Below are 20010 nucleotides of genomic sequence, written 5' to 3'. Positions count from 1 at the left end.
AGAAACTGCCATGTCAAATTATTCAACACGCCGTCGCCCATCACACCTCACCCGCTGGGGCGTCACGGCGGCTGTACTCATGGGCCTGCAAGTGCAACTGCTGCCCTATGGCTGGACAGCCACCGCACCAGCCCAGAAGCCACTGATCACACGCGAAGGGGGGCAACCCAACCCGAACGTGATGCTCACGCTCGACACCTCATGGTCGATGATTGCCCCCTTCTTGCCGGAAGGAGCATTCACAATCAACGGAGCAACCGTCAATTTCCCCGGAAATGTCAACCCGATATTACATCCAAAAGACACCCGCTATTACAACGGCAACTCCAAGGTCGGTGGCGACGGAGGGGTTTTTTTATCAGACCCAACCAACACTACTAACGTTTTCCAGCGTCAGATACGATCACCCGACGTCAACAAAATTTACTACAACCCAGAGATTCGTTACCAACCCTGGCTTGCGAGCAAAACAGGGCAAGTCGAGGTCCGCTACAACAACGCGAAACCTCAAAAAGCTTGGTTTGACCCAGACAAAACAACAGACACCCCCGCAAATTATGCGGACCTGACTGCTTCGACAACAAGCACCTCTGCACTTTGGTGCTCCCAGGGCCCAACCGTAGCGGGAGGGTCGTTAAATTGCTCAATCAGCTCAAAAAACTTTAATCCGGCCATTTATTTCAGACTAAAAAACAGCACCGCTGACCCAAACGCCGCCGGCAGCTATATTATGTACGACATAAATAGCATGAAACAAGACAGTACTTCGATTAGCTCTTTTCAAAAATACCCAAACAGAACAGACTGTTTAGGCACCACCTGCACACAGGCCGAAGAAAGACAAAACTATGCCAATTGGTTTGTATATCACCGAACACGCCTGCATATAGTTCAATCCGCCATCCCAGAATCTTTCCTGCAGTTAGGAAATACCATTCGCACCGGCTGGGCGACTATCCATGCCAAAACAGCTACAAGTGTGGATGGCCAGTCCAACACCATTGTGCTATCAGGTATGCGAGACCTCAGCGACAGCAGGAAAACCGAACTCGTCTCATGGATTAGAAGCTACAACAGCGATAAGAATACGACCGACAGTGATTACACAACCAAGCCCGCACTGGCTCTGGGGACACCCCTGCGATCTGCGCTGGACGCGGTTGGGAAATATTTCCAGCGTACCGATGGTGGTAGTCCGTGGCGTACCGACCCGGCCAGCAAAAGCGCGACAGGTGAACAACTTAGCTGCCGTCGGTCTTATAACCTGCTGATTACCGACGGTTACTATAACGACACTGGCACCAGCTACGCCGCAAACGAGGATGGCACCAACGGATCGACCATCACGAACGGCGCGGGTAATCGCACCTATACCTATACTGCAGCCGCCCCTTACAGCGATGGCACCTCCAACTCGCTGGCAGATGTTGCCATGTACTACTGGAAAAATGACCTGCAAACAGGCATTGCCAACAACGTGCCCTACGGCAATGACACGCCAGATGAAGATCCAGCGTTCTGGCAGCATCTGGTTCAATTCCCAATCGGCCTAGGGATCGAGGGTAATATCGCCCCGGACTCTCTAGACACAGCGATAACCCAACTTACAAACGGAACGCGTTTCTGGTGGGGCACCAGTGCGTCTACCGACGCCGTTACGGTTAATAGCGTTGGCGGCACAGATAAACGGCGCATTGACGACCTGCTGCACGCCGCCGTCAATACCAGAGGTCAGTACTTCAGTGCCAAGAACTCCAAGGAGTTGACCGACGCGCTGACCACCGCACTCAACCGCGCAGCAGACCGCTCGGGCCTGAAAGAAGGCGGCATCGCTGCGGCCAGCCCGACACTGACCGCCAATAACGTCAAATACATTCCGGAGTACACCACCACGCGCTGGACAGGCGACATCAAGGCCTTCACGCTCAACGCAAGCGGCGTTGCCGGCAGCACGCCCATCTGGAGCGCCAACGACAAGATGCCAGGCGCAGCCAGCCGCAACATCATCACCTGGGATGGCACCAGCGGCGTCAACTTCACGTGGGACACGATCGGAACAGCCAATCAGGACACGATCACGCCCACGTTGCCTACCGGTGCCACCGGGGAGCAGTTCGTCAACTACATCCGTGGCGACACCACCAACGAAGACACCTCGCAGGTACTGGGACTCTTCCGCAAACGCCAAGGCAAACTGCCTGACTTCATTAACTCCAACCCGGTATTGATCAAGGGCAACACCGACCTCGGTTATCAGAACCTCCCTTCAGGCACACCTGGGCAGGATACTTACGCGGCATTCGTGACCACCAAAGCTGCACGCAACCCTGTGCTGATTGTGGGTGGCAACGGCGGCATGCTGCATGCCTTTGCCGACTACACCGCAACCGGGGTGGTTCGTGGGCAAGAAGTCTTCGCTTACGTGCCTCGTGCCGTGCTGGGCAACCTGAACATCCTGGCCCAAAAGGACTACGGCAGCTCAGGCAACTACCACCACTTCTATGTGGACGGGCCACTGACCGAGGCTGATGCCTATTACGACACGGCAGGATCCACCAACGATGCCTGGAGAAACGTGCTGGTTGGAACCCTGGGCGCCGGTGGAAAGGGCATCTTCGCCTTGAATGTGACCGATCCCACCTCCATGGGCACCTCGTCCATCCTCTGGGAAAAGACCAGCGCCGACAACAGTGACATGGGCTACATATTCAGTGCGCCGCAAGTGGGTGTGCTGCCTAATGGATCCTGGGTCACGATTGTTGGCAATGGCGCGTACAGCACCAATGGCAAAGCAGCCCTGCTGGTGATCGACATGTGGACAGGCAGCGTTTCTGCTGTGGTGGCAGATAGCCCTACCGCCAAGGACAATGGTCTGGGTGGCGTGCGCCTGGTCAAGAATGCGAACCAGCAGATCACCGCCATCTATGCTGGTGACCTGAAGGGCAATGTGTGGCGTTTCGATGTCACAACCAGCGGCACCACATCAACCATATCCGTTGGCTTGAACGGCGAACCGCTCTACACCACCAAAGACAGCGCTGGAACCATCCAACCCATTACGGCAGCACCGGCCGTGTTGACTCATCCCAACGGCGGCAACTTTGTCATCGTCGGTACAGGCAAGCTGTTCGATGAAGGTGACAACGACACGACCTCAACGCAGAGTGTCTATGGTTTGTGGGACAAGGCTACCACCACGGGTGACTCTGTTTTCAAGGGCCTGACCACGACGCGCGACACCAAGCTGGTCAAGCGAACCATCGCATCGACAACCTCATCGTCGTACTACAACATCACCGGCACGGACGTGGACTACAGCACCGATCTGGGGTGGTATGTTGACCTCACCATTGCCAGCGGCCAACGTTCGGTCTATCCGCCTATCATCGTCCGAGACTTTGTGCTGATCAGCACGATGGTTCCGGCTCAGGCTGCAGCGCTGTGCGAGAACGCGTTGGGCGTCGGCTACAACATGCTGCTGCCAGCCTTGTCGGGTGAGCAGTACAAGTCACCCGTGCTGGACACAGACGGCGACGGAGATGTGGACACGAATGACATGACCGCCGGCATCTACAAAACCAATGCGGACGGCGGGGATACCATCCTGACCAAGACCGTGAATGGCAAAACAACCGTGAGCTTGCAAAACACCACGGGCCAGCAGCCCGGCCAGTTGCCGAACTACGGCAAGGACATCTCTAGCCGTGTGTGGCGCCAGCTCATGAGCCCGCCCCATCCATGATGAAAGTGCAAACCATGCTGACCTCATTCAATATGAAGCCAATGAAGCGCGTCGCTGGGTTCACCCTGATCGAACTGATGATCACGGTAGCCATCATCGGCATCCTGGGTGCCATTGCCTACCCTAGCTACACATCCTACATTGCGCGGGGGCGTCGATCAGACGCTCAAAAGGCGCTTCTTGAAGCGGCCCAGTACATGCAGCGCTATTACGCAGGGCACAACACCTATTCGACGGGAGATGCCACGACGCCGAATGTGACCCTGCCCAGCCCACTGAACCAGTCGCCCAGTCAAGGCACGGCCGTCTACAACATCACCGTGACCAACTCGTCGGCCACGGGCTACACGGTCAATGCCACGCCTGTTTCGGGGGGACTGATGGCCGGTGACATGTGTGGCAACTTCACCTTGACCCACACGAACGTGCGAGGCGTAACAGGCACAGGCGCCACCGTCGACAAGTGCTGGAAATAAGTCAACAGCGCACAGCTAAGCCCCGGATCGCTCTGATCCGGGGCTTTTTACTTTCAGTCATCCTCGCTGGACGCTGCCTTGCCTGATCGTTTACCCGTTTCCTTGATGGCTGCCACAAACTCGCTCACATCATCGAAACTGCGGTAGACCGACGCAAAGCGCACATAAGCCACCTTGTCGAGCTTGCGCAACTCGCGCATCACCCACTCACCCAGCATGGTGGACACCACTTCCTTTTCGCCGCTCTGGCGCAAGCGGGCTTCGATCGACTCGATGGCCCCTTCCAGCGCCTCGGCACTGACCGGGCGCTTGCGCAGGGCCACCATCATCGAACCCTTGAGCTTGGCCCGGTCGTAATCGGTTCGGCGACCATCGCGCTTGACGATGGCGGGCAACTCGATTTCCGCACGCTCATAGGTCGTGAACCGCTTGTCGCATGACTGACAGCGGCGGCGACGGCGGGTCGAGTCGCCTTCATCCGAATCACGGGTTTCGACAACCTGGGTGTCGGGGTGTCCACAAAATGGGCAACGCATGGTGGTTCAGCCTGAAAAAAAGCCCGGCTCAGGCATGACACCTGGCCGGGCCGCGATCACTGGCGTGTCAGCGCAGGTATCAGCGGTAGACGGGGAACTGACGGGTCAATTCGGCAACTTGCTCGCGCACGCGGGCAATGGTGGCTTCATCGTGCGGGTTGTCCAGCACATCGGCAATCAGGTTACCCACCTTCACGGCCTGCTCTTCCTTGAAGCCGCGGGTCGTCATGGCTGGCGAACCCAGGCGGATACCCGATGTCACCATCGGCTTTTGCGGGTCGTTGGGGATGCCGTTCTTGTTGCAGGTGATGTGCGCTTGACCCAGGATGGCTTCGGCTTCCTTGCCGGTGAGGTTCTTGGGACGCAGATCAACCAGCATCACGTGGCTTTCGGTGCGGCCCGAAACGATGCGCAGACCACGCTTGGTCAGCGTGTCGGCCAGCGCAGCAGCGTTCTTCACCACCTGTTGCTGATAGGCCTTGAATTCAGGCGACAGCGCCTCCTTGAAAGCCACTGCCTTGCCGGCGATGACGTGCATCAGGGGACCACCCTGGATGCCAGGGAAAATAGCCGAGTTGATCTTCTTGGCAATCTCTTCCGAGCGCATCAGGATGATGCCGCCACGCGGCCCACGCAGGCTCTTGTGGGTGGTAGAGGTGACGACGTCGGCATGAGGCACCGGGTTGGGATACACACCCGCAGCGATCAGGCCGGCATAGTGGGCCATGTCGACCATGAAGAAGGCACCGATTTCCTTGGCAATCTTGCCGAAACGCTCGAAGTCGATGCGCAGGGCAAAAGCCGAGGCACCAGCGATGATCAGCTTCGGCTTGTGCTCGCGAGCCAGGGCTTCCATCTTGTCGTAGTCGATGTCTTCAGCCGCATTCAGGCCGTAGGACACGACCTTGAACCACTTGCCAGACATGTTGAGCGGCATGCCATGGGTCAGGTGACCACCCTCGGCCAGGCTCAGCCCCATGATGGTATCGCCAGGCTGCAACAGACCGAAGAACACGGCCTGGTTGGCTTGCGAGCCCGAATTTGGCTGCACGTTGGCATATTCGGCGCCAAACAGCTGCTTCAGGCGGTCAATGGCCAGTTGCTCGACGACGTCGACGTATTCGCAACCACCGTAATAGCGCTTGCCTGGGTAGCCTTCAGCGTACTTGTTCGTCAGCTGGGAGCCCTGGGCTTCCATCACCGCCGGCGAGGTGTAGTTTTCAGAAGCGATCAGCTCGATGTGATCTTCCTGACGCTTGTTTTCAGACTGGATGGCCGACCACAGCTCGGGGTCGACATTCGCAATGGTGTGTTGGGCGCGATCAAACATGACTTGGCAGTCCTCTTCAGAGATATGAAGACCCACTGCAGACAACTGCAAGAGGGCTGCCCAGGCGAACGGCACAAACAGCGATCCAGCCATCAGGCTGAACAACCGGCCGCGCTTCCCGGTGGTTCACCACCTCAGACCCGCAGGTCATCTATCGCCAGTCGCGCGGCAGTAACAGAATCACATTGTATCGGAGAGCCCGATCACGGCGCCAGCGCCACCTGTTCCGGACGACGCAGGACAGGGGCATGCTCGTCGGGCTGGTGCGCACTGGCGGCTGGCGCCACTGGCGCAGCCTGAGCCGGCCGGGCAGCATCTTCGGCCGCCGGAACGCTCGACACCATCGTTGCCTGCGGCAACGGCGCCGTCACAGCCACCTTGTGGCCATTGGCGATCTGGCGCAAATAGCCCTGCTCAGCCAGCACCTTTGCCGAGTAACCACCGTCATACGCCATATTGGCCGCGCCGACGTAGTACTTCAGGCCACCTGCAAGGCTACCCGCCCGCTGAATGCACTCTTTCAGCACCTGCGCGCCCACGCGGAGGTTGGTCACCGGGTCAAATGCGGCATTGCGACCACCAAAGATTTGGTACTTGTCCTGGTGCACCCGGGTCATGACCTGCATGAGTCCCTGGGCGCCCACATGGCTTTGAGCAAACGGGTTGAAACCCGACTCCACAGCCATCACGGCCAGGATCAAGGACGGGTCCAACCCGACCTGACGCCCCACATTCCAGGCCTCCTGCACCAACCGACTGACTGGCTCTGGTGCCACGCTGTAACGGCGTGACAGCCAGTACACCACGGCGGACTGCTGCCGGCTCAGCTCTGCTGGATCAGATGCTGTCGCCCGCTGGATAGCCTCGGGTTCAGCCATCGCCAGCAAGACGCCATTGAGTTGCTCCTGGGCACTGGCTACCAGTTCGGTGCGGGCATTGGCGCGCTCGGTCAGCCAGGTCAGAACACGGCCCTCCAGGCCTGCTCGCATGTCGTCGCGCCCTGCCAGGAACACCACCAAGGCCACAGCGGCCAAACCCAGCAGAGCCAGGGCATTGTGACTGACCTGACGGAAGCCGGTCAGCACATCGGTTGCGAACAAACGCACGGCAGCGTGTGCGGCAGCGCTCAACGAGCGCTCTTCACGGGTAACAGCTGTCATGACACTCCTTTCCTCGCTATCGCGACCTGGCCTGGGACGGTGTTCCCCACCTGCTCCTGCGGTGGCCTGGGTACGACGACAGTGATAATCACCCTGGTAAGTGGACCTTCGACGGGTCCGGCCTCGCAACGTCAGGCCTGTCCAGGGTGGGTCTATTGCGCCTTCTTGACGCAGGGAAACCCCGGGAAACTACGATCCGGGTATCAACGGGTGCGGATTCTAGGCAGCGTTGAAATAACCGGTCAAGCATAAGACATTACAACTTGATAACAATTTGATATGAAATACCGCGATCTTCGGGACTTTGTGACAGGTCTGGAGCGGCTTGGCGAGCTGAAACGGGTCGCTAGCCCAGTGTCTGTGCGCCTCGAGATGACCGCACTGTGTGATCGCGTGCTTCGAGCCGGTGGGCCAGCCCTCTGGTTTGAGTGCCCGACCGGGCCCGTCCCCCCCCATGCAGAGGGCACCCGTCAGTACGACATCCCGGTTCTGGCGAACCTGTTTGGTACCCCCAAACGGGTCGCGCTGGGCATGGGAGCCCATGATGTCTCCGAGCTCAGAACGATTGGCCATGTGCTGGCATCACTGAAAGAGCCTGAGCCTCCTCGCGGCCTCAAGGATGCAGGGCAACTGCTTCAGATGGCCAAGGCCCTTTGGGACATGAAGCCCAGCAAGGTAGGCAAAGCCCCCTGCCAGGAGGTGGTTATAGAGCAGACCGAGGTCGACCTGACACATCTGCCTGTTCAGTGGTGCTGGCCTGACGATGCCGCCCCCTTGCTGACATGGGGCCTGGTGGTGACACGCGGCCCGCAAAACACGCCCAAGCCACGCACCCGCCAGAATCTGGGCATCTACCGTCAGCAACTGATCGGCAAGCGCCAGGTCATCATGCGGTGGCTGGCACACCGTGGCGGTGCGCTCGACTTCCGGGAGTTCGCCTTGGCCAACCCTGGCCAACCCTTCCCGATTGCCGTGGCCTTCGGCGCTGACCCCGCCACCATCCTGGGTGCGGTCACACCGGTACCTGATTCACTCAGCGAATACCAATTTGCAGGCCTGCTGCGCGGCAGCCGGACCGAAGTGGTGGACACGGCTGTCGGGCAGGACAGGCAATGGCTGCAGGTACCTGCCAGCGCCGAGTTCGTGCTGGAAGGCCATATCCCAACCGCCCCTGCAGGGTTCAAGGGCACCAGCGAGCATGGTGTTCCCCTGATGGAGCGGGGCGGCTACCTGCATGCCCTCGAAGGCCCCTTCGGCGACCACACAGGCTATTACAACGAGCAGGACTGGTTCCCGGTGTTCGAGGTCTCCCGCCTCACACACCGCCGCAACCCGGTCTACCACTCCACCTATACCGGCAAACCACCTGACGAACCCGCCGTCCTCGGCGTGGCACTCAATGAAGTGTTCGTGCCTATCCTGCAAAAGCAGTTTCCCGAGATCGTCGACTTCTATCTGCCGCCGGAAGGCTGCAGCTACCGCATGGCCGTGATCAGCATGAAAAAGGCCTATGCGGGCCATGCCAAGCGGCTGATGTTCGGCATCTGGAGTTTCCTGCGTCAATTCATGTACACGAAGTTCATCGTCATCGTTGACGACGATGTCGATGTACGCAACTGGCAGGAGGTGATCTGGGCCATCACCACACGCATGGACCCGGTGAGAGACACCACGCTGGTGGACAACACGCCGATCGACTACCTGGACTTTGCCTCGCCGGTGAGCGGGCTGGGCGGCAAGATGGGCCTCGACGCCACCAACAAATGGCCCGGAGAGACTGCCCGCGAATGGGGTCGCCCCATCGTCATGCCAGCCGAAATCGGAGCCCGCGTGGACAGCCTGCTCGACAAGATCCTTGCCAAGTGAAACATCGCAAGTGATGCCTTGTTCAATCATTCACCGAACACGCCAACCGACGCTTGCATCGACACGCGAATAACGTTATTCTGAAGTCGTCCGCAAAGCGGGCATTCCAGTTGACGCAGTCACTGCGTCATGGGAAGTGGCAAACCCTCCTCTTTGCCCTTCCCTCGGGTGGCTGAAGGCCACCCAACCCCCGGCTCACTACCGGGGGTTTCTCATTTTGGGGGCTGATTCAATCGTCAGTTCCCGCTCAGCATGCCAAGCAACTCATGGCTGGCCAGGCGCACATTCATCATGCCCGAGTGAGACGGCAGCCAATCCAGCACGGCTCGCCCGTCGCGCCCCCAGAACCCCATGGGTGCGGGCGTGATGACGGGGGCCGGCTTCCCGGTCCGCCCAGCCCAGACCGCAGCGGCCGACTCGAATGCGCGCTGCGCTCGCGGCATGTGCCAGGCCTGTGTCACGACCACGATCTCATGCACCCCTTGATCAGCCAGCATGGACACCGTGGCCATGGCGTTCTCGCGCGTATCAGCCGAGCGTGACTCTACCCAGGTGAGCCGCACACCAAACTGCTCCTCACTGATCCGTGCAGCCGTCTCTGCCTCGGAAGCAACCTGCACGCCCTTCTGGGCCCAGCCTACGCCCCCACTGAACCCGAGCGGCAAGCCCGTCTGCCGGCTCAGCCAGACGCCATAACGCAATCGATCAGCCGAAGGCGTAGCCAGATCAGCCACGCCATATTCAGGTGCGCGAGGCACCACGCCACCGCCCAGCACCACGATGCCAGCCGGAGGCACCTTGTTGAGCGCATCCTGGCCATGCCGTTTCATGGCTGGCTGCTGTCGGGCGTAGTCCCGACCCAGGCGCATCAGGCGATCCTGGGTGCTGCCCAAAATAGCAGGCGGTGGGCGCAAGACTCGGTTCTGCAGCCAGGTGGCCACCCCGGTACAACAAGACAACCACAGCAGCACCCAGCCCGTCAGCAAGATGAAAAAGCCAAGACCACGCCTGGGCAAGATCAGGCGGGCACCAATCAAGATCAGCAGCATCCAGGGCACAGGCGGCAACAACAATGCGGCGATCACGGGTTTCCAAGCGCCGGCAAGATGCAGAAAATCCATGTTCATCGTCTCCAGTTGAGTACCCAACCATGTCCAGCACACCGCCTGCAGCGCCTGCCACCCCCAGCCTGACCGCCACAGCCACACTGGCCGGAGGATGCTTCTGGTGCCTGGAAGCCGTGTTTCAACGTGTCAACGGGGTGCTTGCCGTGGAGTCGGGCTACAGCAACGGCCACACGGGCACCCCCACTTATGAGCAGGTCTGTAGCGGCACCACGGGCTACGCGGAAGTCGTCCGCATCACCTATGACCCGAGCATCATCACCTACCAGCAATTGCTGACTGTTTTCATGGCGATACACGACCCCACCAGCCTGAATTGCCAGGGACACGACGAAGGGACGCAATACCGCTCGGCCATCTATACCCACGATGCGCTACAGCAAGCACAGGCAGAAGCCTTCTTGCAGGAAGCGCAAGCGCACCATGGGCGCGCCATTGTCACGGAGGTGTGCCCCGTTGAACGGTATCACCGCGCCGAGGCCTATCACCAGCGCTATTTTGAAATGCACCCGGGTGCGGGTTACTGCGCCATGGTGGTGGCACCCAAAGTGCACCATGCCGAAATGCAGTTTGGTGACTGGCTCAAGCCCGCATAAGGCAAAGCAATATCAGGGTGCCAGGCGCTCCAGCACCCACTGACCGGCCTCATCACGGTTGAATACCAGCCGATCATGCAGGCGAGACGGGCGCCCCTGCCAGAACTCCCAGTGATCAGGCAACAAACGGAAACCACCCCAGTGCGGGGGGCGGGGAGGATCATCACCCAGCCGAGCCTGCTGCTCAGCCCAAGCGGCCTCCAGTTGCTCGCGCCCCTTGATCACATGACTTTGCGGCGAAGCCCAGGCACCAATGCGAGACCCCAATGGGCGCACCTTGTAATACTCGTCGGACTCTGCTTCAGCCACTTTCTCCACACGGCCCTCAATACGAACCATGCGCTCCAGCTCACCCCAGTAAAACTGCATGGCAGCAAAAGGGTTGGCGGTGAGATCTTGCCCCTTACGGCTTTGATAATTCGTGAAAAACACGAAACCACGCTCATCAACCCCCTTCAACAACAAAACCCGCGTTGAGGGGTGTCCGTCAGCCGAGGCTGTCGCCAACGTCATCGCATTGGGCTCCAGCACCTTGGCGTGAACAGCATCATCAAACCACCGGTGGAACTGGTCCATTGGGTCTGGCAGGACATGGCTCTCGTCCAGTGCTGCCTGTTCGTAGCTCTTGCGCATGTGCGCGAGGTCGTGATTGGTCTTGCTCATGGCATCAGTATCGAGGATCTCCCGACATCCGGAGCATGACCTTGCTCAAGGTCGACTCGGGTCCGAATATCTGGGGTATTTGCTTAAGTGAAGGTGCTGTGGTGCATTGCAGCAGATGGGGACACACTGACACCATACACCCAAGCGCAAACATGAGCACCCTGCCCACCCTTCTGATCCTGGCTGAGCCATCATTCAATGGCTCAGAGGCTCATTCGACCGTGGCTGGTCTGCCCAGCCTGCTGGACAGCACCCTTCAAAAAGCGCTCGCCAGTGGTTTGCCGGTCACCCTGATTTGCCCACCCGGTGTAGCGCACAGGGCGCGGCAAACGCTTCCCGCCAATGACATCGTCGTGATGCCCTCCACGCAGCACATGACCATGGATCACATGGCCCGCGCCATCGCAGCGGGGGTGCTGGCTTCAGCTCAGGCGCCGGGCTGGCTCTTGCTACCAGCAGACATGCCCATGCTCCAAACCGAGACGCTGCGGAAAATGGCCGCCAACATCGCAGGCAACACGGTCGTGTTTCCTCAATTCAGGCATCACCCAGGCCACCCCATGGGGTTTTCCGCGGAGCTGTTTTCGGAGTTGATCAGAATCAGCAGCGAGCGAGATCTGGCCCGCCTGACCGCCCGCTATCCTGCCGCACCTGTCGATGTGGACGATCCGGGTGTGCTGATGAGCCAACGCAACAGCGAGCCTGGCATGCTGGAACATCTGCGAGTAGCCCTGGGCGGTGGAGGGGCGGCCGCGCTGTTTCCGACCCGCCCCTCCACCAGCACAGCCGGGTCATATGGTGTTCAGAAGTCCTTCTGAACGCCCAGCGACCACAACGACACATTGCCCTTTTCTTCGGCAACGGCGTATTGGCTCCAGTCATAGGCCAGCGCCACCTTGACGATGCCCTTGATGTCGTATTCAACCCCAACACCCAGGTACGGCTTCACCTTGCTGCTGGTCTGAGACCCATTGGAGACATAGCCTGAGGCTGCGCCATTGTTCACCGACATGACGGCGTAATCGACCGACGCGATCGAATACGCCAGACCAATGCGCCCGACCAAATTCAGATTGGCGACCGGCTCGTACCGCCCGACCAATGCCGCCGTGATCGCACGGGCGTTGATGTGGTGCTTCTCGTATGAGTCGACCGTGGCGGCTGCTCCAGCGTCATACACCTGTGTCGCATGCTGGGCATCGAAACTGCCGAACCGGATATAGCTGACCTCCATCCCGAAGTTCGGCAGGTCAGCGATCTTGGTGCCACCATAAATTTTGAAAGGATTACTCGCACGGTGGTCGCACGGCATGCCTGACTCGCATTTCACACCGGCTTTGCTGCTCCCGTAGGCAGCCCCAACATAGCCGTCAGCCCAAACAGCACTGGCTGCGGCAGCCAGCGCAACCCCCATCAACACGCGTTTCATCTTGTCAGGTCTCCGTCGTCAGAAGTTGTAGCCCACGCTCAGCATGAACATGGTGTTTTCGAGCGTGGTGTCTTGCTTGCGAACATAGGTGGTGGCATTGACCCCATCAGCCTGCTTGCCGGCCTTGATCAAGGCCATCAACTCTGTCGTGAACGCGCCCGTTACCGTGCGGTTGTCGTAGGTGGCCCCGATGTTGATCGCATCAACGACATCGGTGGCGTAGTCAGCCAACACAGCCGAGCTGGAGGTGATGGTCGTGTTGCGTGTCACGAGGGTGGCGGTGGTCTTGAGCCGCACGTTTGCAAAGTCAAGCTTGACGAACCACTTGTCATTGACCGTGTACTTGAAGCCCCCGATCGGACCGATACCAAAAGCGTTCTTCAGACTGACGGTCGTATCGCCCGGCCGCCCACCACCCTGGTAGCTGTTGAGCGTTTCGGTTGCCTTGGTGTCAAAGAAGATGGCGTACATGGCAGCCACCCCCAGATAGGGACGGAAGCGGTCACTGCGCTTGCCGAACTGGTAGCCCAAGGTCACCATCGGCGGCAACAGCTTGGTATTCATGATCTCCTTGCCATTGAGCCCATTGGGCTGACCTGACGCGTTGACGCCGTCACCATAGACCCGCGACACCAGCGGTTTGGCCAGCAGATAGGCCTCCACCAGCCACGTGTAGTCGTCCGTCAGGTAGTAGCCCATGCTGAGGGCCATGGTGGACGCCGACGAACTGGCGCGAGCCTTGATGCCCTCAGGAGATCCGAGCCCCGCCATGCCATCGTCTTCCAGCACCGAATCAAGCGCAGCCACCGCGAACCGGTACGCAGTGCGGCAACTACTGGGGTTGGCGGCCGCAGCACAGGCAGCCACGTAGACGAGCTGACCGTCTTCGTTGGTTCGCTCGATCACATATTTGGTACCGTCACCGGTGGCGTACACCGGACCCGTGACGTCATAGGCATTGCCCGATTTGGTCTTGATCCGCACATAGATGGGCGCGAGTTGCATGTACATCCGGTCGCGAATCGCCGGAGTCAGTGACAGGCTGGGGTATTTGGTCGCACCGGCCGATTCGGCATGAGCCACCTGCAGACCAGGCAGCATGGTGAACGACAGCAAGACGGCGGCACCGAAACGCGTCAGGGCTTGGATGCGCATGTTTTTCCTTGACTCAGAGATATGCGGACAATTCAGACAGACGAAATAAAAAGCCGCCCGACAACAATGTGAGCGGCTTGGTGCCGGGGCAACGCTCAGCGTGCCCCAGACAAGACACCGGCTTACTTGGCGCGGCGACGGGCCACCAGACCCATGCCAACCAGACCCAGCCCCATCAGGGCATAGGTAGAGGGCTCAGGAACAGCGGCAGCGGACACATTGGTCACCGAGGTGATCGTGCCGAAGTCACTGACCACGGACAGCGCAGCAGCACCCAGCTTGATCAGGCCCAGGGCCTTGGTAAACGTCGTCAAACCGCCATCGGTGATGGTCAAGCCGCTGATGGTGGTGGTGAAAGAGCCCGCACCCGTGATGCTGGTCGTGCCAGTCACAGAAGTGATGTCCCACAGGTAGTAGTGGGACAGCGAGCCGATACCGTTGCCGCCGATGATGTCGGCATAGACCTTCTTGTTGACCAGGTCCACATCCAGGTTGTAGACGGTCAGGGAGCCGCCGGTCGAGATGCTGCTCTTGGCCACGGCGGTCTGGGTAGCGCCACCGGAGGTCAGCACGGACTGCACAGCACCGGTGGTGGTGTCAACCGTGACGCTGGTGAACGGCGCAGTAGCGCCAGCCGAGGTATAAGCCCCGACCGTACCCGTCGTCGCTGCGGTAGCGGCGCCGTAAGGTGCAACCGACACGCCACCGGTGTTCAGCGCATCGATCAGCTCACTGCTGAACGCCAGCGTGCCGGTGCCGCTGGTCAAGGTCAGAGCACCCAGAGAGCCACCCACTGGCACCGTCACGCTGGTAGCGCTGGCAGCACCAGCAGCAACCAGAGCAGCAGCGGCAACCAGGCTCTTCAATGCAAATTTCATGTCTATCTCTCCACAGAAATAGCGGTCCCATTTTTAGAGGAATCTCAGAGTCTGGAGAGGCGTCCGCGTGCTCCTCTTTCGACTCACAGACTTTACCGATCTGTCTGGATTGAGCTTAAGAGCGCGGTTGCTGCATGAACAACGGGTTTCCCACGGGTACGCCACACTTGGCGGCTCAGGAAAGCCCGAATGGGGGGGCACAAACCCCCTGACCATGGGTCGGGTAGACCCTAGTTGCTGCCGTTTACCCTTGAACGTTCATCGTCATTTGGATTTCAGGACAAGGTGACGCGAGCAAACTTGCGCTTGCCAACCTGGACCACGATGGTGCCGGCCCCGATCTTCAGGCCCTTGTCGGACACCGGCGTCCCATCAATGCGCACCCCGCCCTGTTCGATCATGCGGACAGCCTCGCTGGTCGATGGCACCAGCCCCGCCTGCTTCAGCAAGGCGCCGATGCCCACGCCAGCCCCGTCGGCCGGCAGCCCCAGGCTCAGCTCCGGGATGTCGTCAGGAATGCCGCCCTTCGAGCGGTTGACGAAGTCAGCCAGCGCGTCCTCTGCTGCTTGCGCACCATGGAAGCGGCTCACGATTTCCTGGGCGAGCATGACCTTGGCATCGCGCGGGTTGCGACCTGACGTGCATTCGGCCTTCAACTGTGCGATGTCGGCCAGGGCCTTGAAGCTCAACAGCTCGAAATAGCTCCACATCAGGTCATCCGAGATGCTCATCAGCTTGCCGAACATGCTGTTAGGAGCCTCGCTGATGCCGACATAGTTGTTCTTCGACTTGGACATCTTGTCCACGCCATCCAGCCCCACGAGCAACGGCATGGTCAGGATGCATTGCGGCTCCTGGTCGTATTCGGACTGCAGGTGACGGCCCATCAGCAGGTTGAACTTCTGATCGGTGCCGCCCAACTCCAGGTCAGACTTCAGGGCCACCGAGTCATAGCCCTGCATCAGCGGGTAGAGAAACTCATGCACGCTGATCGGTGTGTTGGCCTTGAAACGCTTGGTGAAGTCATCGCGCTCCATCATGCGGGCCACCGTGTAACGGCTGGCCAGCTGGATCATGCCCCGCGCACCCAGCGCGTCACACCACTCGCTGTTGTAGCGAATCTCGGTGCGCTCTGCGTCCAGCACCAGGCTGGCCTGCTTGTAATAGGTCTCGGCATTGACCTTGACCTGTTCAGGCGTGAGCGGCGGACGGGTGGTGTTACGGCCAGACGGGTCACCGATCAAGGAGGTGAAGTCGCCAATCAGGAAAATCACGTTGTGCCCAAGATCTTGCAACTGACGCAGCTTGTTGAGCACCACGGTATGCCCGAGGTGGATGTCCGGAGCGGTCGGATCCAGGCCCAGCTTGATGCGCAGTGGCACACCCGTTGCTTCTGAACGAGCCAGTTTTTTGACCCAATCGCCTTCGGGCAGCAATTCATCACATCCACGCTGCGTCACGGCCAAGGCCTCACGAACACGGTCGGTGACGGGGTAGGAAGAGGTGGCCTCTTGCGTATTTTCAGATTGCAGCATAGGTAACCAATGGATGAAAAGCAGATGGTCCGGAGACACCAAACTGACAGCTATACTCGGCTATTCGAAGTCTGACGCCCCCCTTTGTGGGTATGGCGGGGGCTGATTTTAGGCGACAGCCCCTTCTCCCAGCAGGAATTGACGCTTTGGCACAGAACGACTTGCTCCAATCAGCCCAGACTTGGCGCACCACCGCCACCCAAGGTCTCCAACGCACCCAAGCAGTGCTCCACCGTCACCCCCATCGTGTTGCAGGCGCCGTACTGGCTCTGCTCGCGGGCACCGCCATGACTGCCTTCGGTGTGGCCCCGCTGACGGCGCAACCCGAATCCACCCCCGTCAAAGTGACCCAGGTCAGCGAGCCTGTCGAGTCGCCGCTGCTCAAAGAGCAGATTGACCAACTGGATGTGCATACCCTCGCCCTGTATCGCAGCGACCTGACACGCACCAGTGACACCGTGGACACGCTGCTGCAACGTCTGGGCATTGATGATGCCGAAGCGGCCGAGTTCCTGCGCAAGGATCCGGTCGCCCGCACGCTGCTGATGGGCCGCGCTGGCAAGATGGTCAAGGCCAAGGCGGCCGATGGCAAGTTGCTTGAACTGGTAGCCCGTGGTCCCGCCCAGAATACCGAGCAGATCGAAACCCATTTCACCCGCCTCACCATCGAGCGCGGCGCTCAAGATGCCAAGCTGACTGCCCACACGGAGCAAGCAGCACTCACGATCACGCCGAAGCTGGCATCCGGGCTGATCCAGTCTTCCCTGTATGCCGCGGCTGATGATGCTCACGTGCCGGATTCGATCACCAATCAGGTGGCTGAGATCTTCGGGACGGACATCGACTTCCGCCGTGAACTGCGCAAGGGCGACGCTTTCAGCGTGCTCTACGAAGCCCAGATGGCCGATGGCGAACCCATCAGCTGGGGCGGCGGCGCAGGCCGCGTGCTGGCAGCCCGCTTCATCAACAAGGACAAGACACACGATGCCGTCTGGTTCCAGGAAGCAGGCCACAAAGGCGCTTACTACGACCTGACCGGACGCAGCAAGACGCGCGCATTCCTGGCGTCACCTCTGGCGTTTTCGCGGGTCACCTCCGGTTTTTCCATGCGTTTCCATCCGATCCTGCAGCAATGGAAAGCCCACCTCGGGGTTGATTACGGCGCCCCCACCGGCACCCCCGTGCGCTCGGTCGGCAATGGCCGTGTTTCGTTCGCTGGCCAGCAGCGTGGCTATGGCAATGTCATCCAGATCCAGCACAGTGGCGACCGCATGACGGTCTACGCTCACTTGAGCCGCATCGGCGTGCGGGTGGGCCAAACCATTGAACAAGGCCAGCCAATCGGCAATGTGGGCGCAACTGGCTGGGCCACGGGCCCCCACCTGCATTTCGAATTCAAGGTCAGCGGCCGCCAGATCGATCCCATGACCATTGCTCGGGCATCAGAGAGCACGCAGCTGTCTGCCCAGGCTCTGGCGCAGTTCCGTCAAATGGCGACCACCGTGGCTCAGCGGCTGCAAAGTGCTGACCAGCAGCGCATGGCCGCCATCCAGTCTGGTGCACGCGTCGAATGAGTGAGATGCCCGGCGGGCTGTACATCGGTCTGATGTCCGGCACGTCGATGGATGGTGTCGATGGCGTGCTCATCGACTTCCAGCGACACCCATGGCAGACCCGGGCACACGCCCATCACCCCTTCCCTGCGGAGCTCAAAGCCAGCCTGATGGCCTTGAACAGCCCGGGCGAAGATGAGATCCATGCGGCCGCGCTCGCCGCCCAAGACTTGACCCGGCTGTATGCCGAAGTGGTTGCCGACGTCTGCCAGCAGGCGGGCATCGCAGCCAACGCTGTCCAGGCCATTGGTGCACATGGCCAGACCATCCGCCATCGACCGGAATGTGGCTACACCGTGCAACTGCAGGCGCCAGCCTTGCTGGCAGAACTGACCAGTATCGACGTGGTGGCGGACTTTCGCAGCCGAGACATCGCAGCCGGCGGACAAGGCGCCCCGCTCGTGCCTGCCTTCCATTCAGCCCTGCTGAAGAGCCTCCAGGCTGAGGATGCGGTGGTGCTCAATATTGGCGGCATCGCCAACATCAGCATCATCCAACGAGACAGACCCCCCCTGGGGTTCGACTGTGGTCCGGGCAACGCCTTGATGGACAGCTGGTGCGAACGCCATACCGGCGCACCCTACGATGCCGGCGGCGCGTGGGGCGCTACGGGGCAGCACAGAGAGGCGGCCGTAGCGCAAGCACTGTCTCACCCGTACTTCATGAGCCCACCGCCCAAAAGCACCGGAAGAGATCTGTTCAATGAGGTGTGGCTGCAGAACTGGTTGACGGCGTGTGGCCTGCACCATGCGCCCGCCCACGACATTCAGGCCAGCCTGTGCGAGATCACCGCCCGGAGCATTGCCATGGCCATTCAGATGCACGCATCGGCGTGCAGCCAGGTCATTGTGTGTGGTGGCGGCGCCTTCAACCAGGCGCTCATGCAGCGCATCGAGCGTCACCTGCCAGGCATCCAGGTGGTGCCATCGGATGCCATTGGCCTACCCGTGATGCAGATGGAGGCCGCCGCCTTCGCCTGGCTCGCGTATCGGCATGTGCACCGATTGTCTGCCAACGAACCTACTGTGACAGGGGCACGTGGGCCGAGGGTGCTCGGCGCCCTGTATCCGGCAGGCTGAACCGCCTGCCGCGGTCCAGGTCAGACCGAGAAGCTCGAACCGCAACCGCAGGTGGTCTGCGCATTCGGGTTGCGAATAACGAACTGCGAACCTTCCAGATCGTCCTTGTAGTCGATCTCGGCGCCCACCAGATACTGCAGGCTCATGGCGTCGATCAGCAAGGTCACGCCGTTCTTTTCCATCTGGGTGTCGTCTTCGTTGACGATCTCGTCGAAGGTGAAACCGTACTGGAAGCCGGAACAGCCGCCACCCTGCACGAACACACGCAGCTTCAGGTCAGGGTTGCCTTCTTCAGCAACCAGCTCCGCCACCTTGTTGGCAGCGCTGTCGGTGAAGATGATCGGAGCCGGAGGGGCGTCGGCAAAAGCTTCAGGGGAGGTTTGGATAGCAGCAGTCATGGGGGTCTCCAGATAACAAAAAGAGCGAGATCTCTCAGCCGTTGTTCGAGGCCAGCTTCAGCGCCGGCTTGTCGTCTTCATTCTTCAAGGGGTGCAAACCACCAGCAATGGTGGCACCCTGGTGCATTTCAAGTGCACCGTAATACACATCACCCACGATGCGCGCCTTGGGCTGCAATTCGAGCAACTGGGTGGCCTCGACAGGGCCTTCAATCAGCCCGTTGATGATGACATGGTCTGCCTTGACCTTGCCGGTGACCTTGGCTTTGTCACTGATGACCAGGACAGAGCGGCCCTCGCCGGTCGCCACGATGTCACCTTTGACTTCGCCGTCAATGCGAAGCCCTTCAACAAACTGCATTTCGCCGGTGATGGCAGTGCCTTCACCGATCAGGGTGCGAATGGGCGGGGTCTTCTTCAAGCCAAACAT

The 20010-nt window shown here is 60.0% G+C and carries 18 protein-coding genes and 1 riboswitch; of the genes, 7 read left to right on the top strand and 11 right to left on the bottom strand.

Annotation, left to right across the window (positions count from 1 at the left end; translation table 11 throughout):
• Positions 1–10: 10 nt before the first annotated feature.
• Together ACE3PH_RS09830 and ACE3PH_RS09825 are read left to right on the top strand one after the other, a co-directional pair.
• Complete coding sequence (locus tag ACE3PH_RS09830; protein ID WP_374318364.1) at positions 11–3742, top strand: pilus assembly protein; 3732 nt, start codon at positions 11–13, stop codon at positions 3740–3742.
• A complete protein-coding gene (locus ACE3PH_RS09825) occupies positions 3739–4218 on the top strand; it encodes a type IV pilin protein (protein WP_374318362.1) in 480 nt (159 codons plus the stop codon). The genes ACE3PH_RS09830 and ACE3PH_RS09825 overlap by 4 nt, the downstream gene beginning before the upstream one ends.
• Positions 4219–4271: 53 nt before the next feature.
• Here ACE3PH_RS09825 and nrdR read toward each other — a convergent pair whose 3' ends face one another.
• The 3 genes from nrdR to ACE3PH_RS09810 form a co-directional block, all read right to left on the bottom strand.
• Positions 4272–4754, bottom strand: a complete 483-nt coding sequence (gene nrdR, locus ACE3PH_RS09820; protein WP_374318360.1) for a transcriptional regulator NrdR — start codon at positions 4752–4754, stop codon at positions 4272–4274.
• Positions 4755–4833: 79 nt separating this feature from the next.
• Positions 4834–6084, bottom strand: a complete 1251-nt coding sequence (gene glyA, locus ACE3PH_RS09815; protein WP_374318358.1) for a serine hydroxymethyltransferase — start codon at positions 6082–6084, stop codon at positions 4834–4836.
• 51 nt (positions 6085–6135) lie between these two features.
• Positions 6136–6259, bottom strand: a riboswitch (ZMP/ZTP riboswitch).
• Between the two features lie 28 nt (positions 6260–6287).
• Complete coding sequence (locus ACE3PH_RS09810) at positions 6288–7244, bottom strand: transglycosylase SLT domain-containing protein (RefSeq protein ID WP_374318356.1); 957 nt, start codon at positions 7242–7244, stop codon at positions 6288–6290.
• Between the two features lie 279 nt (positions 7245–7523).
• Here ACE3PH_RS09810 and ACE3PH_RS09805 point away from each other — a divergent pair, with 279 nt between their 5' ends.
• A complete protein-coding gene (locus tag ACE3PH_RS09805) occupies positions 7524–9110 on the top strand; it encodes a UbiD family decarboxylase (RefSeq protein WP_374318354.1) in 1587 nt (528 codons plus the stop codon).
• Positions 9111–9346: 236 nt separating this feature from the next.
• Here the strand turns inward: ACE3PH_RS09805 and ACE3PH_RS09800 are convergent, their stop codons facing one another.
• Positions 9347–10231: a YdcF family protein gene (locus ACE3PH_RS09800; RefSeq protein ID WP_374318352.1), complete on the bottom strand. Its 885-nt coding sequence runs from the start codon at positions 10229–10231 to the stop codon at positions 9347–9349.
• Positions 10232–10260: 29 nt separating this feature from the next.
• Here ACE3PH_RS09800 and msrA point away from each other — a divergent pair, with 29 nt between their 5' ends.
• Positions 10261–10830 carry a peptide-methionine (S)-S-oxide reductase MsrA gene (gene msrA / locus ACE3PH_RS09795; protein WP_374318350.1) on the top strand — a complete coding sequence of 190 codons (570 nt, stop codon included), beginning with the start codon at positions 10261–10263 and terminating at the stop codon, positions 10828–10830.
• A 12-nt stretch (positions 10831–10842) separates the two neighbouring features.
• Here msrA and pdxH read toward each other — a convergent pair whose 3' ends face one another.
• Positions 10843–11493, bottom strand: coding sequence for a pyridoxamine 5'-phosphate oxidase (pdxH, locus tag ACE3PH_RS09790; protein ID WP_374318348.1), 651 nt, complete (start codon positions 11491–11493; stop codon positions 10843–10845).
• A 152-nt stretch (positions 11494–11645) separates the two neighbouring features.
• Here pdxH and ACE3PH_RS09785 point away from each other — a divergent pair, with 152 nt between their 5' ends.
• Positions 11646–12311: an NTP transferase domain-containing protein gene (locus ACE3PH_RS09785; RefSeq protein WP_374318346.1), complete on the top strand. Its 666-nt coding sequence runs from the start codon at positions 11646–11648 to the stop codon at positions 12309–12311.
• Here the strand turns inward: ACE3PH_RS09785 and ACE3PH_RS09780 are convergent.
• The 4 genes from ACE3PH_RS09780 to tyrS form a co-directional block, all read right to left on the bottom strand.
• Entirely contained in the window at positions 12296–12922 is a 627-nt protein-coding gene (locus ACE3PH_RS09780) for an outer membrane beta-barrel protein (RefSeq protein ID WP_374318344.1), read from the bottom strand. The two genes, ACE3PH_RS09785 and ACE3PH_RS09780, sit on opposite strands and share 16 nt — an antisense overlap.
• Positions 12923–12940: 18 nt before the next feature.
• Positions 12941–14077, bottom strand: coding sequence for an OmpW family protein (locus ACE3PH_RS09775; RefSeq protein WP_374318343.1), 1137 nt, complete (start codon positions 14075–14077; stop codon positions 12941–12943).
• 122 nt (positions 14078–14199) lie between these two features.
• On the bottom strand, positions 14200–14955 hold the full coding sequence (locus ACE3PH_RS09770) for a PEP-CTERM sorting domain-containing protein (RefSeq protein ID WP_374318341.1): 756 nt from the start codon (positions 14953–14955) through the stop codon (positions 14200–14202).
• Between the two features lie 275 nt (positions 14956–15230).
• On the bottom strand, positions 15231–16490 hold the full coding sequence (gene tyrS / locus ACE3PH_RS09765; RefSeq protein ID WP_374318339.1) for a tyrosine--tRNA ligase: 1260 nt from the start codon (positions 16488–16490) through the stop codon (positions 15231–15233).
• Positions 16491–16777: 287 nt separating this feature from the next.
• Here tyrS and ACE3PH_RS09760 point away from each other — a divergent pair, with 287 nt between their 5' ends.
• On the top strand, positions 16778–18064 hold the full coding sequence (locus tag ACE3PH_RS09760; protein WP_374318337.1) for a peptidoglycan DD-metalloendopeptidase family protein: 1287 nt from the start codon (positions 16778–16780) through the stop codon (positions 18062–18064).
• Positions 18061–19182 carry an anhydro-N-acetylmuramic acid kinase gene (locus ACE3PH_RS09755; RefSeq protein ID WP_374318335.1) on the top strand — a complete coding sequence of 374 codons (1122 nt, stop codon included), beginning with the start codon at positions 18061–18063 and terminating at the stop codon, positions 19180–19182. The genes ACE3PH_RS09760 and ACE3PH_RS09755 overlap by 4 nt, the downstream gene beginning before the upstream one ends.
• 20 nt (positions 19183–19202) lie before the next feature.
• On the opposite strand, the gene erpA is transcribed toward ACE3PH_RS09755, so the two are convergent.
• The gene (erpA, locus tag ACE3PH_RS09750; RefSeq protein ID WP_374318333.1) at positions 19203–19580 is read right to left on the bottom strand and encodes an iron-sulfur cluster insertion protein ErpA; all 378 of its coding nucleotides are present in this window, start codon (positions 19578–19580) and stop codon (positions 19203–19205) included.
• Between the two features lie 34 nt (positions 19581–19614).
• Positions 19615–20010, bottom strand: a complete 396-nt coding sequence (locus tag ACE3PH_RS09745) for a polymer-forming cytoskeletal protein (RefSeq protein WP_374318331.1) — start codon at positions 20008–20010, stop codon at positions 19615–19617.

The sequence above is a fragment of the Aquabacterium sp. genome (genome assembly GCF_041909175.1).
Lineage (GTDB): Bacteria > Pseudomonadota > Gammaproteobacteria > Burkholderiales > Burkholderiaceae_C > Aquabacterium.
The sequence above is the reverse complement of the archived record's forward strand: the minus strand, read 5'-3'. Positions and strand labels throughout refer to the sequence as shown.